Here is a 19009-nt window from a genome sequence, read left to right as displayed (position 1 = left end):
GCGGGCCGCGGCGCGATCTCCTCGCGGGGCGCGGCCGGGAACGGGGCGGGCGCCGGGCGCGACATGACCGGGCGGGCCAGCATGGCGGCGCCGCGGGTCACCACGGTCTCGGGGGCGGCGGGCACGATCACCGGGACGCCCAGCCAGCGCCGCAGAACCCTTGCCACCAGCGGAATCTGGGCGCAGCCGCCGAGCAGGGCGACGGCCTGCACGGGCTGCTCGGAGCGCAGGATGACATCGCGGGTCATGCGCGCGGAGGATTCGACGGCCAGCATGATGAGGGCCTCGAAGTTCTCCTGCGACAACAGGACCAGGCCCTCGGTGGAGGGCAGGGCCACCGCGCTGCTGGCGGAGAGCTGTTCCTTGGCCTCGCGGCACAGCTTGTCGAGGGCGGTGAGGCCGGTGTGGTCCGGCGGATGGGCGATGCGCCCGGACGCGATCTGCTGTTCGCGGATGAGCGCGTCCAGATAGTCGCCGCTGATATCGCTGGTGCGTTCGGTGAAGCAGACCTGGCGGGTGCCGATATCGACCACCGTCACGGACAGGCCGGACGCGCCCAGGTCGTAGAGCGCGACGGTGCCGAAATCCGGCCCAGGGAGGTGGGGCCGTAGCTCACCGGAGTATTCGAGGAACTCCAGGGCCGCCACCACATCCGGCACCAGCTCGTAGTTGGTGAACTGCCGCCGGGCCAGCTCGGCGCGGATGGCGCGCGCGTGGTTCTCGTCGCGATAGGCGATGGCGGTGGCGCTGATCCGGGAGTCGGCGGCCAGCACCGCTCCGACCGCGTCGGCGACCAGCTCGTCGACCCGGCGTTCGCCGACCGGCACGGCCTGCACGTCGAACGCGTCGGGGGGACCGTCGAATCCGCTGCGGGCCCGGCCGTATCCGGGCGCGGCCGAGGCGGCGAAACTCCTGGTGGGCTCGGCGGAATCACCGGCGTACGGACGTGCGACGCGAACCGCGCCCGCCCCCACCGACACTCCCAGCACCGAACTCATCGCCAGCCCATCTCGTTCACACCTACCTGTCGTCGCCACCTTACGACGTGCCGGGCCATCCGTACACCCGGCGAACCCGCCCATCGGGCGGCGTAATAGCGCCATTCCATGACGGTCAACTGTCCAGGCAGCGGCCGATTTCCGCCGGACGCGCGACCGAACCGGCTAGCCCGTAACGCAACTCACGCGCGCCGGGTCCGCCGGCTCACTGCTGGGAGGCGAAGTTCAGGTAGGCCTTCGACGGCGTCGGCCCGCGCTGACCCTGGTACTTGGAGCCCACGGTGGCGCTGCCGTACGGGTGCTCGGCCGGGCTGGTCAGCCGGAACAGGCACAACTGCCCGATCTTCATCCCCGGCCACAGGGTGATCGGCAGATTGGCGACGTTCGACAGCTCCAGGGTGATGTGCCCGCTGAAACCCGGATCGATGAACCCGGCGGTCGAGTGGGTCAGCAGTCCGAGCCGGCCCAGGCTGGACTTGCCCTCCAGCCGCCCGGCCAGATCGTCGGGCAGCGAGCACACCTCGAGCGTGGAGCCGAGCACGAACTCACCCGGATGCAGCACGAACGGCTCGCCCGCGGCGGGCTCGACCAGCGAGGTCAGCTCGTCCTGCCGCTGCGCCGGGTCGATATGGGTGTAGCGGGTGTTGTTGAACACCCGGAACAAACTGTCCAGCCGCACATCGATGCTCGACGGCTGCACCAGCTTCTCGTCGAACGGCTCGAGGCCGAGACGTCCATTGGCGATTTCCTTGCGGATGTCGCGATCTGAAAGCAGCACGGGCAAGAGCGTATGTCAATGATCGGTCGGCGAGTCGACTGGCCCGGCCTCGATGACCTGCTTCGGCTTGCGCAGACCCCAGGTGGCGTGGGCTTCCGCGCGCATGCGCGGCACCATGTGCGGATAGTGCAGTTCGAAGGCGGGGCGCTCGGAGCGGATGCGGGGCAGCTCGTAGAAGTTGTGCCGGGGCGGTGGGCAGGTGGTGGCCCATTCCAGCGAGTTGCCGTAACCCCACGGGTCGTCCACGGTGGCCAGTTCGCCGTAGCGGTAGGACTTGAAGACGTTCCAGACGAAGGTGACCATCGAGAGCCCGAGGATGAACGAGCCGACGGTGGAGATCGTGTTGAGCGTGGTGAACCCGTCACTGGGCAGATAGTCCGCGTAGCGGCGCGGCATGCCCTGGTTCCCCAGCCAGTGCTGGACCAGGAAAGTGGTGTGGAAGCCGAGGAACGTGGTCCAGAAGTGCAGCTTGCCGAGCCGCTCGTCGAGCAGGCGGCCGGTCATCTTGGGGAACCAGAAGTAGATGCCCGCGAAGGTCGCGAACACGATGGTCCCGAACAGCACGTAATGGAAGTGCGCCACAACGAAATACGAGTCCGACACGTGGAAGTCCAGCGGCGGCGAGGCCAGGATGACGCCGGACAGCCCGCCGAACAGGAAGGTCACCAGGAAGCCGACCGAGAACAGCATGGGCGTCTCGAAGGTCAGCTGGCCGCGCCACATGGTGCCGATCCAGTTGAAGAACTTCACCCCCGTCGGCACCGCGATCAGGAACGTCATGAACGAGAAGAACGGCAGCAGCACCGAACCCGTCGCGTACATGTGGTGCGCCCACACCGCGATCGACAGCGCGCCGATGGCCAGCGTCGCGTACACCAGGGTGGTGTAGCCGAACAGCGGCTTGCGGCTGAACACCGGGAAGATCTCGGTCACGATCCCGAAGAACGGCAGCGCCACGATATAGACCTCGGGATGCCCGAAGAACCAGAACAGATGCTGGTAGAGAATGGCCCCGCCATTGGCCGAGTCGAAGACGTGCCCGCCCAGGTGCCGATCGAACTCCAGCCCCATCAGCGCGGCGGTCAGAATCGGAAACGCCAGCAGCACAAGCACACTGGTGACCAGGATGTTCCAGGTGAAGATCGGCATCCGCCACATGGTCATGCCCGGGCAGCGCAGGCACACGATGGTGGTGACCATATTGACGCCGCCCAGGATGGTGCCCACGCCGGACACCGCCACGCCCATGATCCACAGGTCCGCGCCCATGCCCGGCGCGTGTTCGGCCAGGCTGAGCGGGGTGTAGGCGGTCCAGCCGAAGTCGGCCGCGCCGCCCGGGGTGATGAATCCGGCCGTGGCCATCAGCGCCCCGAACAGGTACAGCCAGTAGCTGAGCGCGTTGAGCCGCGGGAACGCCACATCCGGTGCGCCGATCTGCAGCGGCAGCACCGCGTTGGCGAAGCCGAACACGATCGGGGTCGCGTAGAACAGCAGCATGATGGTGCCGTGCATGGTGAACAGCTGGTTGAACTGTTCCGGCGTCAGGAACTGCATGCCCGGCCGGGCCAGCTCGGCCCGCATCAGCAGCGCCATCAGGCCGCCGATCAGGAAGAACGCCATGGCCGTGAACAGGTACATGTTCCCGAGCAGCTTGGGATCGGTGGTGGTGATGGCCTTCCACAGATACGAGCCCTGCGGGCCGGTTCGGCGTGGAAACGGCCGCACGGGTTCGAGCTCGGGAACCTCACGAGCGGGCACCGCGGTCATACGTCCTCCTCGACCGCCGAGCAGGAGCACCGAACCAGCGCCAGCTAACGTTCAGCGCATCCAAACTTCCAGTGGTGGACGGGTTTTCGACCCTGCGGGTCAGTGTAGGACCGGTCACCGACCGAACCCGGCGCTTCGGCGAAAGAGCTTCGCGATCTACGGCGCGTCGCGCCGACACGGGTGATCAGCGGGGGCTGGGCCCCACACCTCCACAGGCCCGGAACCCCGCCGGCGCGGACCGCGAATTTGCACCGGCGGAGAAGTGGTCTGATAGAGTCGCGTGCGCAAGCAAGACCGTGCCGGTGTGGTGTAGTGGCAACACGCTACCTTCCCAAGGTCGAATTGCGGGTTCGATTCCCGTCACCGGCTCCGACGAAAAGCCCCGCCCGAATCGGGCGGGGCTTTTCGCATGTCAGCGGCCTACTCGATGCATTCGGTGCCTACTTGGTGCATTCGGTGGCGATCCGCTTGCCGGCCTTGCCCGCCTTGAGCAGATCCTCGGTGCCGAGGTTCACCTTGGTGGGGTTGGCGCCGTTGGCGCTCTCGATGATCTTCTGGATGCCGCTGTCCGACAGGCCTTCCTGGATGTAGATCCCGGCCACGCAGTCGGCGGTCTGCTGGCTGAGTTTGCCCTTGTCCTGCAAGGCTTTCGAGATCTCCGCCGCGGTCAGCGCGCCGACCGCCGGTGAGGCCGGAATCGAGGCCGGGAGGCTCACCCCGGACGGGAGCGCGGGCAGGCCGGAGGGGAGGGTGGTGGGCAGGCCGGACCCACTGGTCGGCGCGACGGACGTCGGCACACCCGCGGGCGTAGGCGTGGGCGTGGCCGCCTGCTGACTGTTGGCGCAGGCGGACAGTAGGGGCAGCGCGAGCAGCGCCACCACGACGACGGATTTCCGCATGGTGTGATCCCTCCCGGATGCCGGGTCGATCCCGGTCGATTCAGAAATTGCACACCGGCACCGGAGAGTTAACAAGGGCGGCGCGAAAACCGCAGGCCGCCAAGGCCCCTGGCGGCCGGAGCCGCCGGGGACGAACCCGCTACTGCTGCTTGAGGCAGTCGGTCACGATCTTGTTGGTGGCGGTGCGCGCCTTCTCCGCGTCCTCCTTGCTCATGCCGAGCGACTCCGGATCGGTGGCGGCCGCCGACTTGGCGTCGTTCTTGATCATGATGCGCAGGCCGTCCTGCGAAATACCCTGATCCACATAGACTTTGGCGGCGCAATCGGCGAGCTTGGCGTCCTTGAGGCCACCGTCCTGCAGCGCCTTGGAGACGTCCGCCTGGCTGACGTCGGCGGGCTTGTCGCCGCCGCCGCAACCGGCCAGCAGGGGAAGGGCGACGAGCGCGGCAGCCATCAGGCCTGTGCCGCTCAGAGAAAGACGCACCGGTGCCTCGACTCTCATGATTCGATGGGAGAAATACGCCTGGCACCTTCTCACAGATCCATCGCGGCGCGCAGCGCTGTGTCGATTCGCTCGGCCGTCTCACCGTCCACCTCGGCGATGCGCTCGGCCAGCCAGCCGCGATAGATGCGGCCCAGATTGCCGGCGTGCACCCAGCCGTGGCCGGGAATCGGCACCGCGAGGATGTCCTGCGGATCGGCGGCCTCGACCTCGGCCGCGATCAGCCAGGGCCGCGGCGACTCGTTGATGCCGTCGCTGGAGATGAGAACGATGGTGCGGGTGCGGCTGGTGCCGTGCGGGTGGTAGACCCAGAGTTCACCCCTGCGCACGCAGCTCCTTCTCGGCGGCCAGCATTTCCGCCTCGTCGGCGGCGGCGAGGTCGACCGGATCGGCTGCCGGGCCGCACCCCAGCCGCACGGCTTCGCGGCGCGCGGCGCGGGAGATCCACGCCGACGGCGACATGCCCGCGCGGGCGGCGGCGTCCTGGGCATAGGACCAGGCGGCCTCGTCCAGCGACAGGGTCACTTTCCGGGTTGCCATACCTTTTATCGTACCGCCGGGGGCCCGCTTTCCAGCCTGTTGGCGACACGTCAACAACTGTAGGGTGGCATCAGCGATCGCGGCCACGGGAGTGACAGATGACCACCTTGAACCATTACCGGACCGGCAGCGGCGAGCCGCTCGTGCTGGTGCACGGCGTCGGCAGCCGCTGGGAGGTGTGGGAGCCGATCATCGGCACGCTGGCCGAATCCTTCGATGTGATCGCGGTGGACCTGCCCGGCTTCGGCGGCAGCGAGCCACTCGCCGACACCACCGTCACCACCCTCGCCGACACGCTCGCCGAATTCCTCACCGCCGAGGGGATCGAGCATCCCCATCTGGCGGGCAATTCCATGGGCGGCGGCATCGTCCTGGACTTGGCCGCGCGCGGCCTGGCCCGCTCGGCCACCGCTTTCTCCCCCATCGGCTTCTGGGACACCTCCGGCCGGATCTGGTGCCAGCAGGCGCTCGGGCGGGCGAAACAGCTGCTCACCGCGGCGCGCCCGGCCGTGCCCGCGCTGCTCGGCAACACCGTGGGCCGGTCCGCCACCCTCGGCCTGGTGTTCGGCAAGCCCTGGCAGCTCGACACCCGGATGTCGTTGGAGACGGTCGAGGGTCTGCTCGGCGCGGCGGGCTTCGACGCCGCGCTGGCCTCCTTCACGGACTTCCGGCTCCCCGACCCGGCCGCCCTGGCCGGCGTCCCCGTCACCATCGCCTGGGGCAATCGTGACATTCTGCTCACGTACGCCACCCAGGCCCGCCGCGCCCGCACGCTGCTGCCCGGTGCGCGGCACGTCACCCTGCACGGCAGCGGCCACACGCCGTTCTCCGACGATCCGGCCGGCTGTGCGCGACTGCTCCTGGACCAGCTCGGATAAGGAATGACCGTGAGCCACAACGTTTCCCTGACCATCGACGGCGACCGGGCGTACGTGGCCCTGGACCGGCCGGACAAGCACAACGGCCTGACCATCGAGATGCTGAACGAGCTGGTCCGGGTGGCGGGCGTAATCGGCAAGCGCGCGGACGTGCGCGCGGTCATCCTGTCCGGCAACGGGCCCAGCTTCAGCTCCGGGCTGGACGTGGCCAAGGCGATGAGCGACCCGCTGGACGTGGTGCGCAACTTCATCCCGCTGCCGTGGCGCGGCACCAACACCTTCCAGGAGGCGTGCTGGGCGTGGCGGCGGCTGCCGCAGCCGGTGATCGCGGTGGTGCACGGTCGCTGCTACGGCGGCGGACTGCAGCTGGCGCTGGCCGCCGACTTCCGTTTCGTCACACCGGATTCGGAGTTCTCGGTCATGGAGGCCAAGCACGGACTGATCCCGGACATGAGCGGTGCGGCCACCCTGTCACGGCTCATCGGCATCGATCAGGCGCTGCTGCTGACCATGACGGCCGACCCGGTCGACGCCGCCTACGCCGCGCGCATCGGACTGGTCACCGAAGTGTCCGCGGACCCGCTCGCGGCCGCCGAGAAACTGGCCGACCGGATCGCGGCGCGCTCCCCGCACGCGGTGGCCGCCGCCAAGAAATTGTTCGACCGCACCTGGCAAACCTCGGTGCGCCGGACCCTGTCCATCGAGCGCGCCACCCAGCTGCCGCTTATCGTTCGACAGGCCCTCGGACGTGATAGGAATGGAAAGTAAGCCAATTCACGGCAAACACACTGGCGTGCAATCCCGATCGGCTCGCGATCACTGTTAGCATTTTCACACTTTGCCAACGAGTCGAACGACTTGTGCGGCCCGTCACATACCGTGTGGTCCGCGCATTATTCGGCGAGACCCGGAGGACGCACGCAATTGACCAAGACCGCTCCGCTGCTGCTGTCCGCCGTGGCCGGTGCCACGGCCTTGCTCCTGGCGATGACTACACCGGCCGCAGCCAACCCCAATGCCATCAATCCGATTCCGGTGCTCAACGGAACCAACGGTTTGCCACAGCTGCCCGGCCGCACCAAGGCGGTCTTCCAGGTCACCGGCATGGCGAGCCCCAACAACACCCAGGCCTACAACGTGCTCGGCACCGACCTGGGCATCATGTGGGACAACGGCAATGGCGAACTGCTCACCGCCTTCGGTGACACCGCCGGCCTGGGCCTGCCGAACCTGCTGGTCGGCAGCACCTGGGCCTGGCGCTCCAACATCCTGGTCCGCTCGCACACCCAGAACCCGTCCAACGGCATCTACTTCGACTCCGTGGTGCGCGACATCTTCGGCCAGGCCCGCGACCTGATCCCCAGCCCGAAGATCCCCTTCATCGAGATCAGCCGCATCCCCACCGCCGCCATCTCGGTCGGCGGCACCCAGATCATGAGCCTGATGTCGGTGAAGAGCTGGGACGACGTCGGCCAGTGGACCACCAATTACTCGAGCCTCGCGGTCTCCGGCGACAACGGCGAGAACTGGGTGGAACTGCCCGCCACCCGCCGCGCCGACGACGGCGGCAACTCCAACTTCCAGATGAACGCCTTCGTCAAGCGCGGCGGCTTCCTCTACGACTTCGGCACCGACTCCGGGCGCAATCACCCGGCCTACGTGGCCCGCGTCCCGGAAGACGCCGCCACCGACCTCGGCGCCTACGAGTACTGGGACGGCGGCAAGTGGCAGAAGGACGTGAACGCCGCGCAGCCGGTGGTGGGCGGCGGCGTCTCCGAGATGTCGGTGCAGTGGAACGACTACCTGGGGCAATACATCATGCTCACCACGGACCCGTGGAACTCGGTGGTCATGTACACCGCGCCCAGCCCGGAAGGGCCGTGGAGCCCGCCGTCGGTGCTCATCGACACCCGCGAACTCCCGACCGCGTACGCGCCCTACATCTTCCCGTACCAGACCGGGCGTGACCTGTACTTCCTCACGACGGTCCACAGCCAGTACAACGTGCTGCTGATGCACACGACGTTGTAGAAGCCCCCGGGAACCCCGCTCGATCGCCGCCCGCGAACGCCATGTCTCGCGGGCGGCTTCGTGCGCGCGCACAACTTCTAGACTCGTTCCCATGGACGCCGCCGCATGGGACGAGCACTACGCCGCCACCGAACTGGTGTGGGGCGCGCCCCCGAACGCCACGGTGGTCGAGCAGGTCTTCGGGCTGGAGCGCCGGGTGCCGGTCGGCGGGTACGGGATCGGCGAGGCCCGCCCCGAACTGCCGCGGGCGCTGGACCTGGGCTGCGGCGAGGGACGCAACGCGCTCTGGCTCGCCACCCACGGCTGGCAGGTGGACGCCGTCGACTTCTCCCAGACCGGCATCGACAAGGGCCGCACTGTCGCCGCCCGGCTCTCCCGCTCGGTGCGCGGGCGCATCCACTGGGTGCACGCCAATGTCACCGACCTGGACCGCGCGGGCATCACCGGCCCCTACGAACTGATCCTGGTCGCCTTCCTGCACCTGCCGCCCGAGGACCGTCGGCGGCTGCTGCTGCGCGCGGCCGGGATGCTCTCGCCCGAGGGCACCCTGCTGGTCATCGGCAATGACACCCTCAATCTGGCCGAAGGCTATGGCGGCGAACAGGATCCGGCCCTCACCTTCACCCCGGCCGACATCCTCGCCGATCTCGCCCCCGCCGAACCGGCCATTCGGGTCCAGATCGCCGACCGCGTGCACCGGCCCACCGAGGACCGCGACGCCATCGACGCCCTGGTGGTCGCCACCCGTCCGGCGGTCGAGGTCCCGGACGCGCCGCGCGCCCTCGAGGTCCCCCAGCCCCCGGCGCTGGACATGTTCTGACGGTCGCGCCCCGTCAGCGGTCGACCGTCAGTCCCGTGAGCCGTGCGCTCTCGTCCCACAGCCGCGTGCGGCGGGCCGGATCGGTGGTGTGCGCGGCGGTCGCGACATCCTTGCGGCGCACGAAGAATCGACCGGACACGCCCTCGAGTTCGGGCGCGGTGGCCAGCCAGACCGGCGTATCGGCCCCGGCGTCGGGACCGGGCAGCAGCGGATTGACCCACTGCGACCAGCCGAAGACCCGCAGCAGCCCGCGCGCGGAGTCCCGGCCCAGCCCGGTGTGCCGGATGATCCCCGGATGCGCGCCGTTGACGGTCACGCCGCTGCCCGCGAGCCGCTCGGCCAGGCTGTAGACGAACATCGCGTTCATGTTCTTGGTGCGCCCGTAGGCCACGAAAGGCCGGAAGCTGGGCGGGAATCCGAGCGCGCGCGGATTCGTGAAGCCCAGGTCGTCGAGATCGGCGGGCACCGCGCGCAGGGCCGCCGGTGACGCGCCGACCACCACCAGACGCGCGGATCGTCCTGTGTCGGCGAGGTTCTCGCCGAGGGTGCGCAGCAGCAGGTACGGCGCGAGGTGATTGGTGGCCAGGGTCGGCTGCAGGCCCTCGACGGTGCGGTCCGCGATATCCGCGACTACCGCGGCATTGCTGATCAGGATGTCGATTCGGCTGTCCCGCAGGCGATCCGCGAGCGCGCGCACGTCCGCGACCAGCGCGAGATCGGCGAGTTCGTCCCGCAGCACGGCGTCGGGCACCGCGGCCCGGATCCGTTCCCGGGCGGCGCGCAACCGGCCCGGGTCCCGCCCGACCAGCACCACCTCCGCGCCCGCCGCGGCGAGCTGCCGCGCGATCGCTTCCCCGATGCCGTTCGTCGCGCCGGTGACGACGGCCGTTGTTCCCCGGTCCATACCCGCTCCCCTCAGAGGTTGACATTGTCAACCTAAGCGCGCTGGTTGACGCTGTCAACCGCTGACTACGATGGACCGATGCCGCCGTCCACCCGCACCGTGCTGCTCGATTCCGCCCTGCGCCTGCTCGACGCCGGCGGGGTCGAGGCGGTCACGCTGCGCGAGGTCGGCAGCGGCGCGGGCGTCTCGCACAACGCGCCCTACAAACACTTCGCCAACAAGGACGCACTGCTCGCGGCGGTCGCCGCGCGCGAATTGTCCGAGCGCTCAGCCGATTTCGCGCGCATCGTGCAGGAGCGCCCGGAGCCGGTCGAGATGCTGCGCGGGGTGCTGCACGGCTACATCGCATGGGCCCTGGAACACCCCGCCCGTTTCAAGCTGGTCTTCGGCCACTGGGCCGACGAGACCCCCGAACTCGCCGAGACCGGCCGCAACGCCCAGAACGCGCTGATCGCCCTGGTCGGGCTGGCCCAGGACGCGGGCAGCCTGCCCGGCGGCGATACCGAACGCATGGCCTCCCTGGTCCGCGCGCTGGCCCACGGAGCCGCCGACCTCGCCTCCTCCGGTCACCTGGACGCGAACGGCAAGGGGCACGCGACGCCGACCGACCTGGTCGACGACCTGCTCGCCTACCTGAGCACAGCCCGCTGAGACCCGGGGTCGCCCGCGCCGCCGCTCAGTTCGCGGACCAGCGCTCCAGCCACGGTTCGATCGCCGCGACGATCTCCTCGAACCCGGCGCGATACGAATGCGCCTGTCCCGCAATGACATGCACCTCGGCCGCATCGGCGGCATCGGGAATTCCGAAGGGGTCGCGCGCGCCGTTGACCACGACGACCTCGATCTCGCCGGCTTCCAGCAGTTCCGCACGCCGCGACTTCTCGGGCTTCCCCGGCGGATGCAGCGGGAACGACAGCGCGACCACACCGCGCGCCCCGGCCGCGCGCGCGGTCCGGCACGCCACCCGAGCGCCATTGCTCCGCCCGCCCTGGACCAGCGGCGCGCCCCGGATCTTCTTCCGCAGGGCCGCGATGATTTCCAGCCACGCCGCGTCCTGCGCGTCGGCCTTGCCGGGCGCGCGCCGCCCGGCGACCCGATATGGCTGGGTCACCAGCGCCACCGCACCGCCCAGCGCGACGGCCGAATCCCGCACGGCCAGCAAATCTTTCGCATCGACCCCGCCGCCGGCGCCGTGGGTGAGCACCAGCAGGAATCCGGGCTTGTTCCGCCCGGGCTCGGCGAGCTCCACCTCCGCCGGTCCGGCGCTCGTCTCGATCCGCATATACGCACCGTAACCACCGTCACGGGCCGGTTTCGCGCGGCACACCGGCGGTGTGCGCGAGGGTTGCCCGCCCACTCGGAACCGACTGTGCCGTGGGCCTCACATCCCGTCCGCATCGATCACCCGCAAGGCTTTCACCTGCGACGACGGGATCCCCACGGACCCAACGGAACCCCTGCCCCCGGTTACCCGCGTGCTTTCGGTCACATTCCGCCTCGATCGGGTTGGCGGGCCCCCTACCGGTCGGTAACATGGCGCATAAGTTACCCGCTAGTAGCGCTGCTTTACGGTGTCTACCCGGTGGAGACCTTACGGGCGGGAACGGCACACACCGAACCGCACCCATCTCAATGGAGAGTGAGTACGACCATGGGTCACTACAAGAGCAATGTCCGCGACCTCGAGTTCAACCTCTTCGAGTTCCTCGGCATCCAGAAGCTGCTCGACGCGGGCGCCTACGGCGACCTCGACGCCGACACCGTCAAGGAGATGCTGAACGAGGTCCGCCGCCTGGCCGAGGGCCCGCTGGCCGACTCCTTCGTCGACGGCGACCGCAACCCGCCGGTCTTCGACCCCGAGACCCACACGGTCAAGCTCCCCGAGTCCTTCAAGAAGTCCTACCGCGCCCTCGAGGACGGCGGCTGGTCCAAGGTTCCGGTCCGCGAGGAGCTGGGCGGCCTGGGCGCGCCCTCCGTCGTCGGCTGGGCCCTGGGTGAGATGGTGCTGGGTTCCAACCCGCCCGCCCAGATGTACGCCGCCGGTGCGGGTTTCGCGCAGGTCTTCTACAACAACGGCACCGAAGAGCAGAAGAAGTGGGCTCAGAAGATCGCCGACCGTAACTGGGGCGCCACCATGGTGCTGACCGAGCCCGACGCGGGCTCCGACGTCGGCGCCGGCCGCACCAAGGCGATCCAGCAGGAGGACGGCTCCTGGCACATCGAGGGCGTCAAGCGCTTCATCACCTCGGGCGACTCCGACGACCTGTTCGAGAACATCATGCACCTGGTGCTGGCCCGCCCCGAGGGCGCCGGCCCGGGCACCAAGGGTCTGTCGCTGTTCTACGTGCCGAAGTTCCACTTCGACTTCGACACCGACACCATGGGTGAGCGCAACGGCGTGTTCGTCACCAATGTCGAGCACAAGATGGGCATCAAGGTCTCGGCCACCTGTGAGGTCACCTTCGGCGGCCACGGCGTGCCCGCCAAGGGCTGGTTGGTCGGCGAGATCCACAACGGCATCGCACAGATGTTCGACGTCATCGAGAACGCTCGAATGATGGTGGGCACCAAGGCCATCGCCACCCTGTCGACCGGTTACCTGAACGCGCTCGAGTACGCCAAGACCCGTGTCCAGGGCGCCGACCTGACCCAGATGACCGACAAGGCCGCCCCGCGCGTCACCATCACCCACCACCCGGACGTGCGTCGTTCGCTGGCCATGCAGAAGGCATACGCCGAGGGCCTGCGCGCCGTGTACCTGTACACCGCCGCACACCAGAACGCCGACATCGCCGAGCTGGTCTCCGGCGCCGACGCCGACACCGCGTTCCGCGTCAACGACCTGCTGCTCCCGATCGTCAAGGGCGTCGGCTCCGAGCGGGCCTACCAGTACCTGACCGACTCGCTGCAGACCTTCGGTGGCTCCGGCTTCCTGCAGGACTACCCGATCGAGCAGTACATCCGCGACGCCAAGATCGACTCGCTGTACGAGGGCACCACCGCCATCCAGGCGCAGGACTTCTTCTTCCGCAAGATCGCCCGCGACCGCGGCGTGGCGCTGGCCCACGTGGCCGGCCAGGTGCAGAAGTTCATCGAGCGCGAGGGTGGCAACGGCCGCCTGAAGGCCGAGCGCAAGCTGCTCGCCACCGCCCTCGAGGATGTCCAGGGCATGGCCGCCACCCTGACCGGGCACCTGATGGGCGCCCAGCAGGACCCGAAGGAGCTCTACAAGGTCGGCCTGGGTTCGGTCCGCTTCCTGCTGGCCGTCGGCGACCTGATCATCGGCTGGCTGCTGCTGTCGCAGGCCGAGATCGCCATCAACGCCCTCGACAACGGCTCCACCGAGAAGTTCTACGAAGGCAAGATCGCCACCGCGCAGTTCTTCGCCCGCAACGTGCTGCCCGAGCTGACCTCGGTCCGCACCGTCCTGTCCAACCTGGACAACGACATCATGGAGCTGGACGAAGCCGCCTTCTGACGAAGGGTCCCGGGGGCTTCGCCCCCGAACCCCCAGCACACAGCGATGCGGCCCGGATTCCTCCGGGCCGCATCGCTTTCGGTCGTTATCGGCACTGTACGACCGGGATCGGGTCGTACTTGACGGTGCGGGTGTTGCGGGAGATCTCCTTGCCCGTCTTGGCGTCGCGGATGACGCGGGTGTCGGAGGTGGTGAAGCCGCGGCCGCCGCTGGAGGGGACGCAGTCCTTGCCCGCGGGGAGCGTGATGGTCTGGGGGTCGGTGTATTTGGCGCGATCCCCGGTGATCGATTCGACCTCGACGGTCTTGGTGCTCCACAGGCGGACGGTCACGTTCGAGTCGTCGGAGGTGGCGTCGATGATCACGCCGTACGGGGTGTTGTTGCGGAACTTCAGGTCGATGGCGCCGTCGAAGACGGTGGCCTCGCGGGCGGCCGGATAGCGCGAGATGTAGTAGCTGTGCTCGGTGTGGCCCGCGTCCTCCATGCCCGCGAAGTAGGCGGCGTTGTAGAGGGTGGTGGCGAACTGGGAGATGCCGCCGCCGACAGCGTTGGCCGGGCGGCCGTTGTTGATGATGCCGGATTCGACATACCCCTCGGCGACGCCGCGGGGGCCGGTGAAGCCGTTGAGCGAGAACGTCTCCCCGGGCCGCACCAGCGCGCCGTTCACCTTGCGCGAGACCACGCCGATGTTCACCCCCGACGGGCCGCTGAAACCACCCGTGGTGAAGGAGCCGACCACCTCGTTGATGCCCAGCTTGCCCGCCTCCTCGGTGCTCAGCTTGGGCTGGATCTGCTGGTAGGCCACCGGTTTGACCCGCAGGCCCGGCGACGCCAGCACGCCGGGCAGGTCTTCCAGCGTCTTGTCCCAGTCGACCAGCAGTCCGGCCACGGCGGGCCGCACGGCGGCCCGGGAGCCGCTCAGGTCGAAGCTCGCGTCCTGCGGCTGGGTCTCGGTGGGCCGCAGCTGCGGGGCCAGCACCGCGATCATGCCCTCCCGGTTGATCGAAAGACTCAGTCCGCCTTGATCATCCGGATGGAAGGAGAGGACGCCGGCGAGCTGCTCGGGCGCCACGGTGGCGTCGCCGCCCTGGCCGGTGAACGTGATCGGGGCGCGCACCGCGGGTTCCGCGACCAGTTGCAGCGTGCGGTCGACGGCGGCGGCGCTCACCTTCGGCGGGGTGTCCACCATGGGCAGGTCCAGCACCGGCCCGTCGGCCCAGTGTTCGGTGAGGGCGGTGCGGGCGGCCGCGACGTCGAGGGTCCGGCCGGGCACGGGATGGACGGCGACCGCCCGGGCGCCCTCGAAGGTGATCCCGCCCTCGACCGGCGCCCGATCGTGCGCGCGCAGCGCCGCCAGCTGCCGGTCCATGGCCGCGGTGTCGACGACGGTCGCGGGCTCGACGTTTCGGGTGGTGAAGAAGGACGCCAGGCGGGTGAACGGATTGACCGGCTGACCGCCGACCCGATCCCAGGTGCCGTCCCAGTCGACGCCGATACCGGCGGTGCGCGGCACCACCGCGGTGGTGTCGTCCCCGGCGCGGGCGGTGAGCGGCCGCGTCGCCCGCTGCTCGAGCACCGGCTCCAGCCGTGCCCGCGCGGCACCCTGGTCCAGCCCGCCGACATCGATTCCGGCGACCTGTGTCCCGCGGGGCAGATCTCCGGACGTCACCGCCAGATCGACCAGATACCCGACCCCCGTGGCGACCACCAGCACACCCACGGCGATCCCGGCTCGTCGCCCGGATTTCGAGGTCAAGAATTGGCGTACGCGAGCAATTTCACCGGACACGAACCATCTCCCCAGCTCTCAGCAAACCTGCCGCAACGATACCTGGGGACGAAAAGAGCTCCGTGCGGTTGCCGGGTCGGGGGTCTGGCAACAGCACGGAGCCACCCGTTCTATCGACACCGGTTCCAGGGTGTTACACACCCATTTCACGAATCGGGAAAAGTTTCCGGAGAGGGCTATCGTCGTCATAGCGAACGCAACATCTGATCTCGAAAGAGGCGGAGGAGCGACACCTATGCAGCTGGGGATGATCGGGCTCGGGCGGATGGGCGCGAATATCGTGCGCCGGATCGTGCGCGACGGGCACACGGCGGTCGGTTATGAGCGCAAGCCAGGGCACATCGAGGAACTCGCGGGGGAACTCGGCGACAAGTTCCAGGGCAGTACCGAACTCCAGAAATTCGTGGCCATGCTGGACACCCCGCGCGTGGTGTGGGTGATGATCCCCGCCGGCGCGACCGGTGCGGTCATCGACACCGTCGCCGACCTGCTGGCGCCCGGCGACATCATCATCGACGGCGGCAACAGCCGCTACCACGAGGACATCGCCCGCGCGAACAAGCTGCGGCCCAAGGGGATTCACTACATCGACATCGGCACCTCGGGTGGCGTGTTCGGCCTCGACCGCGGCTTCTGCCTGATGATCGGCGGCGAACCGGAACCGGTCGCGCACCTGGATCCACTGCTGCGATCCATCGCCCCGGGCGTCGACGCCGCACCCCGCACGCCCGGCCGCACCGGCGCCCCGTCCCAGGCCGAGCAGGGCTATCTGCACTGCGGCCCGGTGGGGGCCGGGCATTTCGTGAAGATGGTGCACAACGGGATCGAATACGGCGCCATGGCCGCCTATGCCGAAGGCCTCAATATCCTGCACAAGGCGAATGTCGGCAACGCACGCGACGACGAGCATTCGGCGGAAGTCACGCCGCTCGAACATCCCGAGTACTACCGCTACGACATCGATATCCCCGAGGTGGCCGAGGTGTGGCGGCGCGGTTCGGTGGTGGCGTCCTGGCTGCTCGACCTCACCGCGGCCGAGCTGTACGCCGACCCGAATCTCGACTCCTTCGGCGGCCGGGTCTCGGACTCCGGCGAGGGCCGCTGGACCGTGGACGCCGCGATCGACGAGGGCGTGCCCGCCCCGGTGCTGTCCGCGGCCTTGTTCCAGCGCTTCGCCTCCCGCGGCGAGGCCCTCTTCGCCGACAAGACGCTGTCGGCCATGCGCCAGGCCTTCGGCGGGCACCATGAGCTGCCGCCGGGCTGAATTCGCCACGCGCAGTGGCATACCCGGCGTCGGTGGTGGCACACCCCGGTGTCGCTGGCATCGGTTTCGGCGGGGGCGACTACGGTCGAAGCATGCGCCTTGCACCGGGGATCGTTGTCGCGGTAACCGCCCTCGCTCTGACCGCCTGTTCGAGCGCGAAGGACTCCAACGACGCCGCGCCGAGCAGTAGCGGTAGCCCGGCGGCGAGCAGCAGCGCCGTCGCGCCGCCGTCGACGACCGCGGCGGGCCCGCAGGACTGCGCGGCCGGGTACCTCTCGGAGTTCACCCTGCGGCAGAAGCTCGCGCAGCTGCTGACCGTCGGGGTGACCGGCGAGGCCGACGCCGAGAACGTGGTGCGGAACGAGCAGATCGGCGGCATCTTCATCGGCAGCTGGACCGACAAGGCCATGCTCGCCCAGCATCAGGTCGACACGGTGCAGAAGGCGTCGCGGACCCCGCTCATGGTGACCATCGACGAGGAGGGCGGCCGGGTCTCGCGGGCCAAGGACCTGATCAGGCCCGCGCCCTCGGCCCGGGTGATCGCCCAGACCATGAGCCCCGACGAGTTCTACACCTTCAGCCTGGACCGCGCGAAGAAGCTGCGGGCGCTGGGCGTGACCGTGGACTTCGCGCCGGACACCGATGTGAGCGCGCAGCCCGACGACTCGGTGATCGGCGACCGCTCCTTCTCCGACGATCCGGATGTGGTGACCCAGTACGCGGGCGCGCAGATCCGGGCGATGAAGGATGCCGGGCTGGGCAGCGTGATCAAGCATTTCCCGGGTCACGGCTCGGGTTCGGGCGATTCGCACACCGGCGCGGTGCGCACGCCGCCGCTGGATCAGATGCAGACCACGGACCTGGTGCCGTTCCGCAATCTGGTGGATTCGGGCGCCGCCGTGATGGTCGGGCACCTGGACGTTCCGGGTCTGACCACCCCGAACGTGCCGGCGAGTATCAGCCCGCAGGCGATGGCGCTGCTGCGCCAGGGCACGGGTTACGGCGCAGCGCCCTTCGAGGGCGTCATCTTCACCGATGACCTGGGCGGCATGGCCGCGATCACCAGCCGGATGACCATCGAGGACGCGGTGGAGGCCGCCCTGATCGCGGGGGCCGACAATGCCCTGTGGATCACCACGGACGCGGTGCCGAAGGTGCTGGACCGGCTCGTGGCGGCGGTGAACAGTGGCCGCTTACCGGGATCCCAGGTGGATGCCTCGGTCTTGCGCATGGCAAAGTTCAAGGGCTCCGCGCCGCACTGCTGAGATCGGCCCCGACGCCGCCGCTGAGGCGTGGCGAATCACCGGCAATTCACACTAGCGGAACTTACCATGGAGTAAGATAAGGGCTTCGGCGCTTGCGATGAGCGCCGACTGTCCGGTCCGAGGAGAGTGAATGGCAGGCGGAACGAAACGGCTTCCTCGCGCGGTGCGCGAGCAGCAGATGCTCGACGCCGCCGTGGAGGTCTTCTCGCGCAAGGGCTACCACGACACCTCGATGGACGCGATCGCCGCCGAGGCGAAGATCTCCAAGCCGATGCTGTACCTCTATTACGGCTCCAAGGACGAACTCTTCCGCGCCTGCATCCTGCGCGAGAGCGCGCGGTTCATCGAGGCGGTCGCGGTCGCCGGCAACCCCAAGCTCACCCCGCACGAACAGCTGCGCGCGGGCCTCGAGGCGTTCCTCGCCTACGTGGACCAGAACCGGCTGTCCTGGCAGGTCCTCTACCGGCAGGCGCTCGGCCAGCAGCCCTTCGCCACCGAGATCGCCAACAGCCGCGACCGGGTCATCGAGCTGACCGCCAAACTGCTGGAGTCCAGCGCCAAGTACGCCGAGCCGGGCACCAATTTCGAGGTGGTGTCGGTGGCGGTGATCGGCGCGGGCGAGGCCATCGCGGACCGGGTCGCCAGCGGGCAGATCGATATGGACGTGGCCGTGAACCTGCTCGACGATCTGGCCTGGCGCGGTCTGTCCGGCAGCAAGAAGAAGGCCGAACCGGCCTGAGTCCCGCCGCCCCGGCGTCATGGGACTTGCCGTCCCGGCGCTCGGCCTGCCACAGTTCGCTGCGATCGTGTTGCAGGACGGCCGTACCGGGCCGGGGAGCGGGGACAACTTGTTCGGCTTGCTGAAGCCGTGCGCGCACAGCGCCGTACGGCACGGAATCGACCCGTCGGCGTGGCAGGCTCATATGTGCGGCCTGTGCCTGGGCCTGCGCGACGGGCACGGCCAGCTGGCCCGCGCGGCCACCAATACCGACGCCATCGTGCTCGAGATCCTCACCGAGGCACAGCAATCGCGACCGTCCGCCCGCGCCGCCGCCGGTCCGTGCGCCTTGCGCGGCCTGCGCCGGGCCGAGGTGGT

The 19009-nt window shown here is 69.0% G+C and carries 19 protein-coding genes, 1 tRNA gene and 1 pseudogene; 11 read left to right on the top strand and 10 right to left on the bottom strand.

Annotation, left to right across the window (positions count from 1 at the left end):
* The 3 genes from ACWELJ_RS27070 to ctaD form a co-directional block, all read right to left on the bottom strand.
* Positions 1–998: Hsp70 family protein (locus ACWELJ_RS27070; RefSeq protein ID WP_452368950.1), on the bottom strand; the 998-nt coding region annotated here is incomplete at its 3' end.
* A gap of 205 nt (positions 999–1203) precedes the next feature.
* Positions 1204–1776: a dCTP deaminase gene (gene dcd, locus ACWELJ_RS27065; RefSeq protein WP_452368949.1), complete on the bottom strand. Its 573-nt coding sequence runs from the start codon at positions 1774–1776 to the stop codon at positions 1204–1206.
* Positions 1777–1791: 15 nt separating this feature from the next.
* Positions 1792–3543, bottom strand: coding sequence for an aa3-type cytochrome oxidase subunit I (gene ctaD / locus ACWELJ_RS27060; protein WP_452368948.1), 1752 nt, complete (start codon positions 3541–3543; stop codon positions 1792–1794).
* A gap of 298 nt (positions 3544–3841) precedes the next feature.
* On the opposite strand from ctaD, the gene ACWELJ_RS27055 reads away from it, so the two are divergent.
* Positions 3842–3912: transfer RNA gene (locus ACWELJ_RS27055), tRNA-Gly, on the top strand.
* Between the two features lie 71 nt (positions 3913–3983).
* On the opposite strand, the gene ACWELJ_RS27050 is transcribed toward ACWELJ_RS27055, so the two are convergent.
* From ACWELJ_RS27050 to ACWELJ_RS27035, 4 genes are all read right to left on the bottom strand, one after another.
* On the bottom strand, positions 3984–4442 hold the full coding sequence (locus ACWELJ_RS27050; RefSeq protein ID WP_452368947.1) for a hypothetical protein: 459 nt from the start codon (positions 4440–4442) through the stop codon (positions 3984–3986).
* Between the two features lie 139 nt (positions 4443–4581).
* Entirely contained in the window at positions 4582–4944 is a 363-nt protein-coding gene (locus tag ACWELJ_RS27045) for a hypothetical protein (protein ID WP_433669196.1), read from the bottom strand.
* Positions 4945–4976: 32 nt separating this feature from the next.
* Positions 4977–5273, bottom strand: a complete 297-nt coding sequence (locus ACWELJ_RS27040; protein WP_452368946.1) for a hypothetical protein — start codon at positions 5271–5273, stop codon at positions 4977–4979.
* Positions 5260–5484: a hypothetical protein gene (locus tag ACWELJ_RS27035; protein WP_452368945.1), complete on the bottom strand. Its 225-nt coding sequence runs from the start codon at positions 5482–5484 to the stop codon at positions 5260–5262. Before ACWELJ_RS27035 ends, ACWELJ_RS27040 begins: the two co-directional genes overlap by 14 nt.
* Positions 5485–5582: 98 nt before the next feature.
* On the opposite strand from ACWELJ_RS27035, the gene ACWELJ_RS27030 reads away from it, so the two are divergent.
* From ACWELJ_RS27030 to ACWELJ_RS27015, 4 genes are all read left to right on the top strand, one after another.
* The gene (locus ACWELJ_RS27030; RefSeq protein ID WP_452368944.1) at positions 5583–6362 is read left to right on the top strand and encodes an alpha/beta fold hydrolase; all 780 of its coding nucleotides are present in this window, start codon (positions 5583–5585) and stop codon (positions 6360–6362) included.
* Between the two features lie 3 nt (positions 6363–6365).
* The gene (locus ACWELJ_RS27025) at positions 6366–7130 is read left to right on the top strand and encodes a crotonase/enoyl-CoA hydratase family protein (RefSeq protein WP_452368943.1); all 765 of its coding nucleotides are present in this window, start codon (positions 6366–6368) and stop codon (positions 7128–7130) included.
* 156 nt (positions 7131–7286) lie between these two features.
* A complete protein-coding gene (locus ACWELJ_RS27020; protein WP_452368942.1) occupies positions 7287–8393 on the top strand; it encodes a DUF4185 domain-containing protein in 1107 nt (368 codons plus the stop codon).
* A 91-nt stretch (positions 8394–8484) separates the two neighbouring features.
* Positions 8485–9213 carry a class I SAM-dependent methyltransferase gene (locus ACWELJ_RS27015; protein ID WP_452368941.1) on the top strand — a complete coding sequence of 243 codons (729 nt, stop codon included), beginning with the start codon at positions 8485–8487 and terminating at the stop codon, positions 9211–9213.
* A 13-nt stretch (positions 9214–9226) separates the two neighbouring features.
* Here the strand turns inward: ACWELJ_RS27015 and ACWELJ_RS27010 are convergent, their stop codons facing one another.
* Positions 9227–10117 (bottom strand): SDR family NAD(P)-dependent oxidoreductase, encoded by an 891-nt coding sequence (locus tag ACWELJ_RS27010; RefSeq protein WP_452368940.1) that lies wholly within the window; start codon positions 10115–10117, stop codon positions 9227–9229.
* 78 nt (positions 10118–10195) lie between these two features.
* On the opposite strand from ACWELJ_RS27010, the gene ACWELJ_RS27005 reads away from it, so the two are divergent.
* Complete coding sequence (locus ACWELJ_RS27005) at positions 10196–10768, top strand: TetR/AcrR family transcriptional regulator (RefSeq protein WP_452368939.1); 573 nt, start codon at positions 10196–10198, stop codon at positions 10766–10768.
* Between the two features lie 25 nt (positions 10769–10793).
* On the opposite strand, the gene ACWELJ_RS27000 is transcribed toward ACWELJ_RS27005, so the two are convergent.
* Complete coding sequence (locus ACWELJ_RS27000; RefSeq protein ID WP_452368938.1) at positions 10794–11399, bottom strand: alpha/beta hydrolase family protein; 606 nt, start codon at positions 11397–11399, stop codon at positions 10794–10796.
* A gap of 369 nt (positions 11400–11768) precedes the next feature.
* Between ACWELJ_RS27000 and ACWELJ_RS26995 the strand changes: the two genes are divergently transcribed.
* The gene (locus tag ACWELJ_RS26995) at positions 11769–13595 is read left to right on the top strand and encodes an acyl-CoA dehydrogenase (protein ID WP_452368937.1); all 1827 of its coding nucleotides are present in this window, start codon (positions 11769–11771) and stop codon (positions 13593–13595) included.
* A gap of 85 nt (positions 13596–13680) precedes the next feature.
* On the opposite strand, the gene ACWELJ_RS26990 is transcribed toward ACWELJ_RS26995, so the two are convergent.
* A complete protein-coding gene (locus ACWELJ_RS26990) occupies positions 13681–15315 on the bottom strand; it encodes a VanW family protein (RefSeq protein WP_452368936.1) in 1635 nt (544 codons plus the stop codon).
* A gap of 304 nt (positions 15316–15619) precedes the next feature.
* Here ACWELJ_RS26990 and gnd point away from each other — a divergent pair, with 304 nt between their 5' ends.
* From gnd to ACWELJ_RS26970, 4 genes and pseudogenes are all read left to right on the top strand, one after another.
* Entirely contained in the window at positions 15620–16648 is a 1029-nt protein-coding gene (gnd, locus tag ACWELJ_RS26985; RefSeq protein ID WP_452368935.1) for a phosphogluconate dehydrogenase (NAD(+)-dependent, decarboxylating), read from the top strand.
* A 92-nt stretch (positions 16649–16740) separates the two neighbouring features.
* Positions 16741–17913 carry a glycoside hydrolase family 3 N-terminal domain-containing protein gene (locus ACWELJ_RS26980; RefSeq protein WP_452368934.1) on the top strand — a complete coding sequence of 391 codons (1173 nt, stop codon included), beginning with the start codon at positions 16741–16743 and terminating at the stop codon, positions 17911–17913.
* 130 nt (positions 17914–18043) lie between these two features.
* Complete coding sequence (locus ACWELJ_RS26975; RefSeq protein WP_452368933.1) at positions 18044–18652, top strand: TetR/AcrR family transcriptional regulator; 609 nt, start codon at positions 18044–18046, stop codon at positions 18650–18652.
* A 109-nt stretch (positions 18653–18761) separates the two neighbouring features.
* Positions 18762–19009: pseudogene (locus ACWELJ_RS26970) on the top strand (DUF5685 family protein); the annotation flags it as partial.

It is taken from the genome of Nocardia sp. NPDC004582, assembly GCF_053602115.1.
Note: the sequence above shows the minus strand (reverse complement) of the source record. Positions and strands in the feature narration are given on the sequence as shown.